The organism is Streptococcus pseudopneumoniae (assembly GCF_001076775.1).
GTDB classification, from domain to species: Bacteria; Bacillota; Bacilli; order Lactobacillales; family Streptococcaceae; genus Streptococcus; species Streptococcus pseudopneumoniae_G.
This window is the reverse complement of record NZ_JVGV01000013.1, coordinates 23,903-36,807: the sequence shown is the minus strand read 5'-3', so window position 1 is coordinate 36,807 and position 12,905 is coordinate 23,903. Positions and strand designations below refer to the sequence as shown.

The 12,905-nt window shown below is 39.3% G+C and carries 14 protein-coding genes; all 14 read left to right on the top strand.

Annotated elements, in window-relative coordinates:
* The first annotated feature begins 11 nt into the window (after window positions 1-11).
* The 14 genes from ADJ60_RS02990 (at window position 12) to nadE (ending at window position 12,650) form a co-directional block, all read left to right on the top strand.
* Window positions 12-629: a hypothetical protein gene (locus ADJ60_RS02990; RefSeq protein WP_045612040.1), complete on the top strand. Its 618-nt coding sequence runs from the start codon at window positions 12-14 to the stop codon at window positions 627-629.
* Window positions 630-639: 10 nt separating this feature from the next.
* The gene (gene murC, locus ADJ60_RS02985; RefSeq protein WP_049543356.1) at window positions 640-1,974 is read left to right on the top strand and encodes a UDP-N-acetylmuramate--L-alanine ligase; all 1,335 of its coding nucleotides are present in this window, start codon (window positions 640-642) and stop codon (window positions 1,972-1,974) included.
* A 9-nt stretch (window positions 1,975-1,983) separates the two neighbouring features.
* Window positions 1,984-2,439 (top strand): GNAT family N-acetyltransferase, encoded by a 456-nt coding sequence (locus ADJ60_RS02980; RefSeq protein WP_049543354.1) that lies wholly within the window; start codon window positions 1,984-1,986, stop codon window positions 2,437-2,439.
* 8 nt (window positions 2,440-2,447) lie between these two features.
* Complete coding sequence (locus ADJ60_RS02975; protein ID WP_049543352.1) at window positions 2,448-2,942, top strand: GNAT family N-acetyltransferase; 495 nt, start codon at window positions 2,448-2,450, stop codon at window positions 2,940-2,942.
* Window positions 2,943-3,021: 79 nt separating this feature from the next.
* Window positions 3,022-4,716 carry an endolytic transglycosylase MltG gene (gene mltG / locus ADJ60_RS02970; RefSeq protein ID WP_049543350.1) on the top strand — a complete coding sequence of 565 codons (1,695 nt, stop codon included), beginning with the start codon at window positions 3,022-3,024 and terminating at the stop codon, window positions 4,714-4,716.
* 60 nt (window positions 4,717-4,776) lie between these two features.
* On the top strand, window positions 4,777-5,259 hold the full coding sequence (gene greA, locus ADJ60_RS02965; RefSeq protein WP_000818748.1) for a transcription elongation factor GreA: 483 nt from the start codon (window positions 4,777-4,779) through the stop codon (window positions 5,257-5,259).
* Window positions 5,260-5,334: 75 nt separating this feature from the next.
* Window positions 5,335-6,699, top strand: coding sequence for an amino acid permease (locus tag ADJ60_RS02960; RefSeq protein ID WP_049543348.1), 1,365 nt, complete (start codon window positions 5,335-5,337; stop codon window positions 6,697-6,699).
* A gap of 100 nt (window positions 6,700-6,799) precedes the next feature.
* On the top strand, window positions 6,800-7,210 hold the full coding sequence (locus ADJ60_RS02955; RefSeq protein ID WP_080983321.1) for a GNAT family N-acetyltransferase: 411 nt from the start codon (window positions 6,800-6,802) through the stop codon (window positions 7,208-7,210).
* Between the two features lie 382 nt (window positions 7,211-7,592).
* Window positions 7,593-8,438 carry an ABC transporter ATP-binding protein gene (locus ADJ60_RS02950; protein ID WP_080977898.1) on the top strand — a complete coding sequence of 282 codons (846 nt, stop codon included), beginning with the start codon at window positions 7,593-7,595 and terminating at the stop codon, window positions 8,436-8,438.
* 15 nt (window positions 8,439-8,453) lie between these two features.
* A complete protein-coding gene (locus ADJ60_RS02945; protein WP_049543346.1) occupies window positions 8,454-9,182 on the top strand; it encodes an ABC transporter permease in 729 nt (242 codons plus the stop codon).
* Window positions 9,183-9,565: 383 nt separating this feature from the next.
* On the top strand, window positions 9,566-9,775 hold the full coding sequence (locus ADJ60_RS02940; protein WP_001107500.1) for a helix-turn-helix transcriptional regulator: 210 nt from the start codon (window positions 9,566-9,568) through the stop codon (window positions 9,773-9,775).
* Window positions 9,765-10,253: a DUF6773 family protein gene (locus tag ADJ60_RS02935; protein ID WP_049543343.1), complete on the top strand. Its 489-nt coding sequence runs from the start codon at window positions 9,765-9,767 to the stop codon at window positions 10,251-10,253. Before ADJ60_RS02940 ends, ADJ60_RS02935 begins: the two co-directional genes overlap by 11 nt.
* A gap of 115 nt (window positions 10,254-10,368) precedes the next feature.
* Window positions 10,369-11,829, top strand: coding sequence for a nicotinate phosphoribosyltransferase (locus tag ADJ60_RS02930; RefSeq protein ID WP_049543341.1), 1,461 nt, complete (start codon window positions 10,369-10,371; stop codon window positions 11,827-11,829).
* Entirely contained in the window at window positions 11,826-12,650 is an 825-nt protein-coding gene (nadE, locus tag ADJ60_RS02925; protein ID WP_049543339.1) for an ammonia-dependent NAD(+) synthetase, read from the top strand. Before ADJ60_RS02930 ends, nadE begins: the two co-directional genes overlap by 4 nt.
* The last annotated feature ends 255 nt before the right edge of the window (window positions 12,651-12,905 follow it).

Sequence of the window (12,905 nt, the reverse complement as noted above, 5' to 3'; positions counted from 1 at the left end):
GGAAATAGAAAATGAGAGAAGAACGATTTCCATTGGTGTCAGATGACGAGGTCATGCTGACTGAGATGCCGGTTATGGACCTCTATGATGAGTCTGACTTTATCAGTAATATCAAGGGAGAATACCGTGATAAGAATTATCTGGAGTGGGCCCCTATTACTGAAGAAAAACCAGCAAAACCGATTGAAAAACCAGTAGAGAAACCTAAGAAATCTGGTTTAGGAGTTAAAAAAGAAGGAAAGAGCTATGCGGAGGTGGCGCGTGAAGAAGCGCGTGCGGATTTGAAAAAGAAACGCTCAGCAAGTTATCTGACTAAGGATATTACTCCTACAAGACGCCATTCTCATCCAAGTCTAGTTAGGCAGGGCAATCAACCTACCGCGCCTTTCCAAAAGGAAAATCCTGGTGAATTTGTCAAATATAGTCAAAAATTGACCCAGTCTCATTACATCTTGGCGGAAGAAGTGAGCAATATTTCGACTCAATCTGAGCCAAAAGAAACTTCAGGTCCAAAGAAAAATAATTATGATTTTCTGAAGAAGAGCCAAATCTACAATAAAAAGAATCAACAAAAAGAACAAGAACGTCAGGTTGCCCAAGAGTTGAATCTGACAAGAATTACTGAATAGGGGAGAAAACATGTCAAAGACATATCATTTTATCGGAATTAAGGGATCAGGGATGAGTGCCTTGGCCTTGATGTTGCATCAAATGGGGCATAAGGTACAGGGATCAGATGTTGAAAAGTACTACTTTACTCAACGTGGTCTTGAGCAGGCAGGGATTACTATTCTTCCTTTTGATGAAAAGAATCTAGACGGTGATATGGAAATTATCGCTGGAAATGCCTTTCGTCCAGATAACAACGTTGAAATTGCCTATGCAGACCAAAATGGTATCAGCTACAAACGTTACCATGAGTTCCTAGGTAGCTTTATGCGTGACTTTGTTAGCATGGGAGTTGCTGGAGCGCACGGAAAAACTTCAACGACAGGTATGTTGTCTCATGTCTTGTCTCATATCACAGATACTAGTTTCTTGATTGGAGACGGGACAGGTCGTGGTTCAGCCAATGCCAAATATTTTGTCTTTGAATCTGACGAATATGAGCGTCACTTCATGCCTTACCACCCAGAATATTCTATTATCACCAACATTGACTTTGACCATCCAGACTATTTCACAAGTCTAGAGGATGTTTTCAATGCCTTTAACGACTATGCTAAACAAATTACCAAAGGTTTGTTTATCTACGGAGAAGATGCTGAATTGCGTAAGATTACGTCTGATGCACCAATTTATTATTATGGTTTTGAAGCAGAAGGTAATGACTTTGTCGCTAGTGATTTTCTTCGTTCAACAACTGGTTCAACCTTCACAGTTCATTTCCGTGGACAAGAGTTGGGTCAATTCCACATTCCAACCTTTGGTCGTCACAATATCATGAATGCGACAGCCGTTATTGGTCTTCTTTACACAGCAGGATTTGATTTGAACTTGGTGCGTGAGCACTTGAAAACATTTGCCGGTGTTAAGCGTCGTTTTACTGAGAAAATTGTCAATGACACGGTGATTATCGATGACTTTGCCCACCATCCAACAGAAATTATTGCGACCTTGGATGCAGCTCGTCAAAAATATCCAAGCAAAGAAATCGTAGCAGTCTTCCAACCGCATACCTTTACAAGAACCATTGCCTTGTTGGACGAATTTGCCCACGCTTTGAACCAAGCGGATGCTGTTTATCTAGCGCAAATTTATGGATCTGCTCGTGAAGTAGATCATGGTGATGTTAAAGTGGAAGACCTAGCCAACAAAATCAACAAGAAAAACCAAGTGATCACTGTTGAAAATGTTTCTCCACTCCTAGACCATGACAATGCTGTCTATGTCTTTATGGGAGCAGGGGATATCCAAACCTATGAATATTCATTCGAGCGTCTCTTGTCTGACTTGACAAGCAATGTTCAATAGGAAGTTTTCATGGAAATTCCAATTAAGATCATTCAGGCAAGTAAATCTGATTTGGCTGAGATAGAGGTACTCCAGGCTTCATCTTTTCCAGCTGAAAAGCAGCAACCTTCCCATATTTTAGAAGAAAGTATCCGTAAGTGTGCGGATACCTTTCTTCTAGCTAGGGATGAAAATCAGCTTCTGGGCTATGTTCTAGGTGGTCCTTACCCACACAATCCGAAATGTCTAGAAATACATTCTTTAGTCATCGAGGCTGACCATCAGAGACAGGGCTTGGGAACGCTTCTTCTTGCGGCTTTGAAAGATGTAGCAGTTGAGCTGGATTACAAAGCTATTCGTTTGAAGAGTCCGGATGAGTTGCTTTCCTATTTTGAAATGAACGGTTTTATTGATGAAGAAGAGACAGATTCGCTTTATGCAGCTAGTCAAGGTTTTAGTATGATTTGGTTTAATCTCTTTTTTTAGGAGGCAAAATGGAAATTAGGAAAGCAAGATTAGAAGATTTAGATCGGATTGTTGAGATTGAACTAGAAAATTTCTCGATTGAAGAAGCCATTCCTCGCTCTGTTTTCGAGGCGCATTTGCGAGAAATTCAGACCTCGTTTCTGGTTGCAGAAAAAGAGGGTAAGATTATTGGTTATATAGAGGGACCGGTTGGCCCCCACCGCTATCTGCAAGACCAATCCTTTACAGAAGAGATAGAAGATTATAGTCATGAGCCTGGTGGCTATATCTCTGTGACCTGTCTTTCTATTGCCAAGGAGGCACAGGGACTAGGACTAGGTCAGAAATTGCTAACAGCTTTGAAAGAACTAGCTCTTGAACACGAAAGAGAAGGCATTAACCTAACCTGTCATGACTATCTCATTACTTACTACGAAAAACATGGATTTGTCAATGAAGGCCAGTCCCAGTCAACCTTTGCAGGAGAAACCTGGTATGATATGGTCTGGGAAGCTAAAAAATAAGCTAGAAAAGCATGCTAGGTTGCTTTTCTTTCGTTTTTAAGATATAATATTATGGATTGTCAACGAGGAGGATAAACTTTTGAGTGAAAAGCCAAGAGAAGACGAAAAATTAAGCTTTAAAGAGCAGATTTTACGTGATTTAGAAAAAGTAAAACGTTATGAAGGGATTCGCCAAGAGACCACTGAACTTGCAGAGAAAAAAGAAGCTCTATTTGTCCCTGAAACAAAACTCGCAGATGAAGATGTTATGGTTGCATCCCTATCAGCTGTTGAAAAAATTATGGAGAATGCACCACGTGTTCCAAAACATCCTAGTGAGGATATGCCTGCATCACCGGCAGATGAATCGAGAGTAGAAGCTCCGATTACTCCTCGTCACCCTAGTCAAGATGTTCCAGCTTCACCAGTTGAGGCAAGTCCATCAAGACCGGTTCCAGGGCCAGAGACTAATCGTCCAAAAAAGGTCGAAGAAGATTTCAACGTAACTCCAACAAGAGTAGCTGTTTCTTATAAGACTGAAGCTAAAAAAGAGCCTCAGAAAGAAGTAACAAAACCAGAACCAGTTATGGAAACGGAAGCTGTTGAAGTCATTTCTGAAACTCCGAGTCGTAGTCGTCGTGAGACTGTTAAACCTGTCAAGAAGAAAAAATCACATTTGAAGGCTTTCTTCATTTCTCTACTGATTTTCCTTGCCTTGATTTCGGCAGGTGGCTACTTCGGTTATCAGTACGTCCAGTCATCTTTATTACCAGTTGACGCTAATTCTAAGAAGTATGTAACTGTTCAAATCCCAGAAGGAGCCAATGTCCAAGAAATTGGCTCAGCACTTGAAAATTCTGGTGTGATTAAACACGGAGTGATTTTTGCTTTTTATGCTAAATATAAGAATTATTCAGATTTGAAGGCTGGATATTACAATTTGCAAAAGAGCATGAGTACAGAGGATATCATTAAGGAACTCCAAAAAGGTGGTACTCCTGAACCTCAAGAACCTTCACTTGCAGATTTAACGATTCCAGAAGGATATACGATTGATCAAATCGCCCAAGCTGTAGGCCAATTACAAGGTGAATTTAAAGAGCCTTTGACAGCGGAAGCTTTTTTGGCTAAAGTTCAAGATGACAACTTTATCAGTCAAGAAGTTGCTAAATATCCAAACCTACTCGAAAGCTTGCCAACGAAAGAAAGTGGAGTTCGTTATCGTTTAGAAGGATTCCTCTTCCCAGCGACATACTCTATCAAGGAAAGCACAACTATTGAAAGTTTGATTGATGAGATGTTGGCAGCTATGGATAAGACCTTGACTCCGCACTATAGTGCAATTAAGTCTAAAAACTTGACAGTCAATGAATTGCTAACAATTGCTTCACTTGTTGAAAAAGAAGGTGCTAAGACTGAAGACCGTAAGTTGATTGCAGGTGTCTTCTACAATCGTTTGAACCTTGGTATGCCACTTCAAAGCAATATTGCAATCTTGTATGCCCAAGGGAAACTTGGTCAAAATATTAGCCTAGCAGACGATGCTGGAATTGACACATCGATTAATTCACCATACAATGTTTATACCAAACCTGGTTTGATGCCTGGTCCAGTAGATAGTCCAAGTCAGGACGCGATTGAAGCAAGTATTAACCAAACAAAGAGTGAGAACCTCTACTTTGTAGCCAATGTTACAGATGGTAAAGTCTATTACGCAGTGACACAGGAAGAACATGATCGTAATGTAGCTGAGCACGTCAATAGCAAACTTACTCAAAATAGTAGTTCAAACTAAGACTACAAAAATGAGAATCTCAGATAGAGATTCAATACTATCGAAAGAAAGTTGAGAAAAATGGCAGAAAAAACATATCCTATGACCCTTGCGGAAAAGGAAAAACTTGAAAAAGAATTAGAAGAATTGAAATTGGTCCGCCGACCAGAAGTGGTAGAACGCATAAAGATTGCTCGTTCATATGGTGACCTTTCAGAAAACAGTGAATACGAAGCGGCTAAGGATGAACAAGCCTTTGTTGAAGGACAAATCTCTAGCTTGGAAACAAAAATCCGTTATGCTGAAATCGTCAATAGCGACTCAGTTGCCGATGATGAAGTAGCGATTGGTAAAACAGTCACTATTCAAGAAATTGGTGAGGACGAAGAAGAAGTTTATATTATCGTAGGTTCAGCGGGTGCAGATGCCTTTGCAGGTAAGGTTTCAAATGAAAGCCCAATTGGACAAGCCTTGATTGGTAAGAAAACAGGTGATACAGCAACTATTGAAACACCTGTTGGTAGCTATGATGTAAAAATCTTGAAGGTTGAAAAAACAGCCTAAAAATAAAAAAAAGGAGTGAGGAGGCAGTGCGCTTCACTCACTCCTTTTTCCATTTTAAATTGAATTGGAGACGTTATGAGTTCAAAGAAGAAAAAAAATAAGATGGAGCGTGGTCTGACCAATCGTCACGTGCAGGTTATGGCCATTGCGGGAACAATTGGAACAGGACTCTTTTTGGGAGCAGGTCGCTCTATCAGCCTAACAGGTCCTTCTATTGTACTAATTTATATGATTACGGGAGCATTCATGTTCCTCATGATGCGTGCGGTTGGGGAAATGCTCTACCAAGACCCTGAGCAACATACTTTTATCAACTTTATCACGCGCCATTTAGGTAAGGGCTGGGGTTATTTCTCGGTTTGGTCTTACTGGCTATCCGTTGTCTTTATCGGTATGGCGGAAATCACTGCTATCTCTCACTATGTTCAGTTCTGGTTCCCTAGCTGGCCAAGTTGGATGATTGAGATTGGATTTTTGACTATTCTAGCCTTGGTCAATTTGATTGCGGTGAAACTCTTTGGGGAAGTTGAGTTTTGGTTTGCGATGGTCAAGATTGTGGCTATTTTAGCCATGATTGCCACAGGAGTCTTTATGGTCTTGACAGGCTTTAAGACACCACATGGAGTAGCAAGTTTGGCCAATATTGCTGACAATTTCTCCCTCTTCCCAAATGGTGGAGTTAACTTTGTCATGGCCTTCCAGATGGTTTTCTTTGCCTACCTCATGATTGAGTTTATCGGGGTAACGACTTCAGAAACAAAAAATCCACGTCAGGTCTTGCCAAAAGCCGTTAAGGAAATTCCTTTGCGTATCGCCTTTTTCTACGGTGGTGCCCTCTTAGCCATCATGGCTATCATTCCGTGGCGTGAACTTGCATCGGCTGATTCTCCCTTTGTTACAGTGTTTGAATTGGCAGGAGTCAAGTGGGCGGCAGCCTTGATTAACTTCGTCGTTTTGACATCAGCGGCATCTGCTCTTAACTCAACTCTCTACTCAACAGGTCGTCATTTGTATCAGATTGCCCATGATTCGCCAAATCGCTTCCTAAAAGCAATTAAGGCAGATACTCTCTCTCGCCACAACGTGCCACAAAATGCCATCATTGCCTCAGCAATCTTGATTGCCCTAGCAGCCTTTATTAACATCTTGCCAGGAGTTTCCGATGCCTTTGCCTTGATTACGGCATCATCATCAGGTGTCTATATCGCCATTTATATCTTGATTATGGTGGCTCACCTCAAGTATCGCAAGTCACCAGACTTTATGGCAGATGGTTATCTCATGCCCCATTATCGTTTCCTAAATCCTTTAACCATGCTCTTCTTTGTCTTTGTCTTTGTAACTCTCTTTCTACAAGAGTCTACATTTGTCGGAGCAATCGGTTCAGCTATCTGGATTATCGGTTTCGGGATTTATAGCCAGTGGAAATTTAGAAAATAGATTTGAAACTCATCAGCTTAGCTTGGTGAGTTTTTGCTAGTTTGACAGTCTATTGAAATAAGACTATAATCAAGCTGTAACAGTGTTTAAGGAGGTTTAGATGTACTTTAGATTGGAAAATAAGGAATCCCATAAATCACAAGAAATAGGGAATCTGATTCGTGTTTATAACCGTTCAAAAAGAGAAGAGGCTGAAAGTGAGCCACTTAATCTTTATGTCGAAGATGAAAAGGGCAATCTCATGGCAGGTTTGATAGCAGAGACTTTTGGAAATTGGCTAGAAATCGAGTATTTATTTGTAAAAGAAGAACTGAGAGGGCAAGGACTCGGTTCAAACCTATTGCAGCAAGCAGAAACTGAAGCTAAGAATCGAAACTGTCGTTTTGCTTTTGTCAATACTTACCAGTTTCAAGCTCCAGATTTTTATAAAATGCATGGCTACAAGGAAGTTTTTACCTTACAAGACTATCCCTACACAGGAAAAAGATTTTATTACCAAAAAGATTTGTAAGGAGAATATGAAATCATAAAGTAAAGAGGGGGCTTGACATAAGTATGGAGGTGGACTAATGGATATGAGTAACTATCGATAAGTAGCAGTTATAATCTACAAATTGTGTCTTTCTAGACGATATTGAGGACAATACAGTCGTAGCTAAGACATTAGATGTGAAATCCTACGATGCTGTAGATGTTTTGAGAAAATTGAATAAGCAGAAAACTCTCTATCATTTAGGTGGTAGAGAGTTTTTTGTTAATAAAATTTTACAAAATGACATTTATATATTGCATTAAGTTAGATATATGATATAATGTTGTTAAAAAGAGGCGCAACTTTTTAAAATTAATGAGAATCAAAGAGAAAACCAAGAATGTTAATGGAGGAATAAAAAATGGAAGTTATAAATGTAAGTAAGCATTATGCTCATTCAATCATTCTCAAAGATATAAATTTTGCACTTAATAAGGGTGAAATTGTTGGTCTAGTAGGGAGAAACGGAGTTGGCAAGAGTACATTGATGAAAATTCTTGTTCAGAATAATCAACCGACTTCAGGGAATATTATAAGTAGTGATAATGTTGGGTATTTAATCGAAGAACCAAAATTATTTTTATCTAAAACAGGTTTAGAGAATTTAAAATATTTGTCAAATTTATATGGTGTTGACTACAATAAAGAAAGATTTGGAAGTTTGATCCAAGAGTTAGATTTGACTCAGTCTATTAATAAAAAAGTAAAGACCTATTCTTTAGGTACAAAACAAAAATTAGCTTTGCTTCTAACTCTCGTTACGGAACCTGATATATTGATTTTAGATGAACCGACTAATGGTTTAGATATTGAATCATCACAAATAGTTTTAGCAGTTCTAAAAAACTTAGCTTTACATGAAAATGTGGGAATTTTAATATCGAGTCATAAATTAGAAGATATTGAAGAAATTTGTGAGAGGGTCCTTTTCTTGGAGAACGGGCTTTTGACATTCCAAAAAGTAGGAAAAGATAGACATAATTGCTTGTTTGAGATAGCTTTTTCATCAGCTACAGATAAAGACATTTTCCTTACCAAACAAGAATTTGGGGATATTGTTCAGGAAGAGGGACTGAAAATTACTATGTCTGGGAATATTCAAAGTAGTGAGCTTTTTAAATTTTTTAACGAAAACTCTATTAAAGTAGTTGATTTTGAAACTAAAAAAGAGACGCTTAAAGATATTTATCTAAATCGTTCAAAATAAAGGAAGGTTATAATCATGAAATTAAATAAATTGAATTTTCTTAAGGAAAATATAAGAGATTTATATTCATCAGGCGTAATATATCTCGGATTGATTATCTCGTTTATACCGCCGATACTGGTTACATTCTTTATTCTAAAGACTCAAGGGACATCACTTGGTATTAAGCATATTTCAAATTTTTATGCTATGCTCGGTATGTTAATGGCTGTTATACATGCTAACCGAATTATTAGCAGGGATTTTTCTAACAATACGATCAGTTTATTTTATAATCAAAAGAAAAATCGGATGATTTACGTCTTGTCTAATTTTCTATATGCCATCTCAGTTTCTATTATTTATGCTTTGAATGGCATTGTGCTACTAGTCATCGTATGTAAATTGGGTGTTCCAGGTGATTTAGGATTAGATTTTATAGTAGCTATTGTAGTCAATACAATTTTGTTAGTCCTATTTTATTTTCTATTATCTTACATTTTCTATTTATACAAATTGAAAAGTGGCTTGATATTTGGTATTTTAGTTGCTTTACTACTCTTTATCCCTAATATATTAAATACGATTATGATGAATACTAGTAATGATTTGTTTATCAAAGCAATTGAACTTCTTCCTTTTTATTCTTTACCTGTATTTGTGGCTTCAAATACGATGTCTATTAGTCAGTATCTTGTGGTAATCACTACAATCATTTTATTGTACTTTTTCACTCTCAAGAAAAGCAAGAAGTATTCATTTTAGTTTCGTTTAGTATTATTTTGCATACTTAAAACCAGCAAAAAATCAGTCATCTTGGTATGCTCCTTCTCTTGCTGTTCACCACGTTTTTGACTTATACTAGACTCATTTCCAAAAGCATTATATAATAGTAATATGAAACCAACTAAACTAAACAAGAAGTACAAGCAATAAAAACTCGTTTAAAAGATTCTACTAAAGCTAATACTAAACAAAAATAAAAGAGTAAACTAGGAAGTTTATTTCAAACAATCCAACATACTGATTTTAGGTTGAAGATAATATTGGAGTGCTAATTAATGAGGTTATAATAAATAGCTGACAGCTTGTGTTAGTTTTGGATTTTTTAAGAGTAGATGAGTATTAAAACTATAAGGAGGACGCAGGTGGCTAAAAATTTAAAATTAAAATTAGCTCGGGTTGAGCTTGATTTAACTCAAGGTCAACTGGCAGAGGCTGTTGGTGTGACACGCCAGACTATTGGTTTGATAGAGGCAGGGAAATACAATCCCAGTCTCTCGCTCTGCCAGTCCATTTGCAGATGTTTAGGGAAAACCCTAGACCAATTATTTTGGGAGGAAGAAGATGGTAAATAAATTTATTCATTATCAATTACTTGACGAAAGAGAAGAACAACTAATCAATAAAGCTGGGGCAGAGTCTTTTTCACTCTTTATTGGGCTTGTGCTTCTAAGCTATTTGGTGGCAGTGTTGGCTCCATCTCTTTTTAATCCGAATTTTCTAGTTTATACTCTGATAGTAGGAATTTTCTTCTTTTTCAATCGTGCCCGTTATCTGGGAGTGACCTACTATAGTCGTTTTCATTTTACGATTTTGGGTTGTTTTTTCCTAAACTTGGCTATTACGGCTCTTTTGATGTTACAGAATTATCAATTCAACATAGAAATTTATCAGCACAATCCTTTGAATGTTAAATACCTATCTGCTTGGGCAATTACTTATGTCATTTACCTGCCCTGGGCCTTTATTGGCAATCTTGGTCTTAAGAGCTATGGCGAATGGGCTCAGAAAAAATTTGAACAAGATATGGCTGAACTGGAGAGTGGTGAATAGCTTGTTACTCTTTTCTCAATCCAGCTAAAATGTGATATAATAGTACTAATTTATTGGAACACATGAAAGTTCTTGAAAATTTTCATTGGTTTCTAGTTAAGGAAGTAGGAAAAGTATGTATCCAGATGATAGTTTGACATTGCACACGGACTTGTACCAGATTAACATGATGCAGGTTTACTTTGACCAAGGGATTCACAATAAAAAGGCGGTCTTTGAGGTTTATTTCCGCCAACAGCCTTTTAAGAATGGCTATGCGGTTTTTGCAGGTTTGGAAAGAATTGTGAACTATCTTGAAAACTTGCGTTTTTCAGATAGTGATATTGCCTATTTGGAATCGCTAGGCTATCATGGGGAATTCTTGGACTATCTCCGCAATTTCAAGTTGGAGTTGACCGTTCGTTCTGCCCAAGAAGGGGACTTGGTTTTTGCTAATGAACCGATTGTGCAGGTGGAAGGCCCTCTAGCCCAATGTCAGTTGGTCGAAACGGCTCTTTTGAATATTGTCAACTACCAGACCTTGGTGGCGACTAAGGCAGCTCGTATTCGTTCAGTCATTGAAGATGAACCTTTAATGGAGTTTGGGACACGTCGGGCTCAAGAAATGGATGCGGCCATCTGGGGAACACGCGCAGCGGTCATTGGTGGTGCCAATGGAACTAGCAACGTGCGTGCTGGTAAACTCTTTAATATTCCTGTTTTGGGGACCCATGCCCATGCCTTGGTACAGGTTTATGGTAACGACTATGAGGCCTTCAAGGCTTACGCTGCGACCCACAAAAACTGTGTCTTTCTTGTAGATACCTATGACACCCTTCGCATCGGTGTACCAGCTGCCATTCAGGTGGCGCGTGAGCTGGGTGACCAGATTAACTTTATGGGTGTGCGGATTGACTCTGGGGATATTGCCTACATTTCCAAGAAAGTTCGTCAGCAATTGGACGATGCTGGATTTACAGAGGCTAAGATTTATGCTTCAAATGATTTGGACGAAAATACTATCCTCAACCTCAAGATGCAAAAGGCCAAGATTGATGTCTGGGGTGTGGGAACCAAGTTGATTACAGCCTATGACCAGCCTGCTCTTGGGGCAGTTTATAAGATTGTTGCAATCGAAGATGAAAATGGCCAGATGCGCAATACCATCAAGCTGTCTAATAATGCGGAAAAAGTGTCTACGCCAGGTAAGAAGCAGGTGTGGCGCATTACCAGTCGTGAAAAAGGCAAGTCAGAAGGTGACTACATCACTTATGACGGTGTGGATGTGAGCGACATGACAGAAATCAAGATGTTCCATCCGACTTATACCTACATTAAGAAGACCGTTCGTAATTTTGATGCCGTTCCTCTCTTGGTGGATATCTTTAAAGACGGGAAATTGATTTACAACTTGCCTAGCTTGACTGAGATTCAGGATTATGCTCGTAAGGAATTTGACAAGCTTTGGGATGAGTACAAGCGTGTGCTCAATCCTCAGCATTATCCAGTGGATTTGGCGCGTGATGTATGGCAAGACAAGATGGACTTGATTGATAAGATGCGCAAGGAAGCCCTTGGCGAAGGAGAAGAAGAATGAGTTTGCAAGAGACTATTATCCAGCAACTAGGGGTTAAGCCAGTGATTGACGCTCAGGAAGAAATCCGTCGTTCCATTGACTTCTTAAAAAAATACCTGAAAAAACATCCCTTCCTTAAAACCTTTGTACTAGGGATTTCTGGGGGACAAGACTCGACTTTGGCAGGTCGTTTGGCTCAACTAGCTATGGAAGAACTGCGAGCAGAAACGGGAGACGACAGCTACAAATTTATCGCTGTCCGCCTGCCATATGGAGTGCAAGCTGATGAAGCAGATGCTCAAAAAGCTCTAGCCTTCATCCAGCCAGATGTCAGCTTGGTAGTTAATATTAAGGAATCTGCTGATGCTATGACAGCTACAGTTGAAGCGACAGGTAGTCCTGTTTCAGATTTTAACAAGGGCAATATCAAGGCTCGTTGCCGTATGATTGCTCAATATGCCCTGGCAGGTGCCCATAGCGGAGCGGTCATTGGAACAGACCACGCCGCGGAAAATATCACAGGCTTTTTTACCAAGTTTGGTGACGGTGGTGCGGATATTCTCCCTCTTTACCGCCTCAATAAACGTCAAGGGAAACAACTCTTGCAGGAACTTGGTGCAGACCCAGCCCTTTATGAAAAAATCCCAACAGCAGACCTAGAAGAAGACAAACCAGGCCTAGCTGACGAAGTAGCCCTCGGAGTCACTTATGAAGAGATTGACGACTACCTAGAAGGCAAAACAATCAGCCCAGAAGCCCAAGCAAGAATCGAAAACTGGTGGCACAAAGGCCAACACAAACGTCACCTACCCATCACCGTATTTGATGACTTTTGGGAGTAAAAACCTCCAGTGGAGGTTTTTACCCCGAGCATGGAAACAGGTAAGCGAGGAAGGTCCGGGGGACCTTTTTACCCCGAGTTTAGAAATAAGAAAATGAGGAACCTCCAGTGGAGGTTTTCAGCATCTCACCTTGAAATAAAAAAGAGAGAGAAAATTCGGTAACTAGAAGAGTTCGATTTTCCTTGTCTTACCCCCGCAACGATGACTAGGTTTGAAAAAGCTTGGAAAAGCGCATTTCAAACCAGACAGCGACTG

Excerpts from the sequence above, each read along its gene's own strand:
- ADJ60_RS02990 (WP_045612040.1), top strand. The coding sequence starts at position 12 with ATGAGAGAAGAACGATTTCCATTGGTGTCAGATGACGAGGTCATGCTG.
- murC (WP_049543356.1), top strand. The coding sequence starts at position 640 with ATGTCAAAGACATATCATTTTATCGGAATTAAGGGATCAGGGATGAGT.
- ADJ60_RS02980 (WP_049543354.1), top strand. The coding sequence starts at position 1,984 with ATGGAAATTCCAATTAAGATCATTCAGGCAAGTAAATCTGATTTGGCT.
- ADJ60_RS02975 (WP_049543352.1), top strand. The coding sequence starts at position 2,448 with ATGGAAATTAGGAAAGCAAGATTAGAAGATTTAGATCGGATTGTTGAG.
- greA (WP_000818748.1), top strand. The coding sequence starts at position 4,777 with ATGGCAGAAAAAACATATCCTATGACCCTTGCGGAAAAGGAAAAACTT.
- ADJ60_RS02960 (WP_049543348.1), top strand. The coding sequence starts at position 5,335 with ATGAGTTCAAAGAAGAAAAAAAATAAGATGGAGCGTGGTCTGACCAAT.
- ADJ60_RS02955 (WP_080983321.1), top strand. The coding sequence starts at position 6,800 with ATGTACTTTAGATTGGAAAATAAGGAATCCCATAAATCACAAGAAATA.
- ADJ60_RS02950 (WP_080977898.1), top strand. The coding sequence starts at position 7,593 with ATGGAAGTTATAAATGTAAGTAAGCATTATGCTCATTCAATCATTCTC.
- ADJ60_RS02945 (WP_049543346.1), top strand. The coding sequence starts at position 8,454 with ATGAAATTAAATAAATTGAATTTTCTTAAGGAAAATATAAGAGATTTA.
- ADJ60_RS02935 (WP_049543343.1), top strand. The coding sequence starts at position 9,765 with ATGGTAAATAAATTTATTCATTATCAATTACTTGACGAAAGAGAAGAA.
- ADJ60_RS02930 (WP_049543341.1), top strand. The coding sequence starts at position 10,369 with ATGTATCCAGATGATAGTTTGACATTGCACACGGACTTGTACCAGATT.
- nadE (WP_049543339.1), top strand. The coding sequence starts at position 11,826 with ATGAGTTTGCAAGAGACTATTATCCAGCAACTAGGGGTTAAGCCAGTG.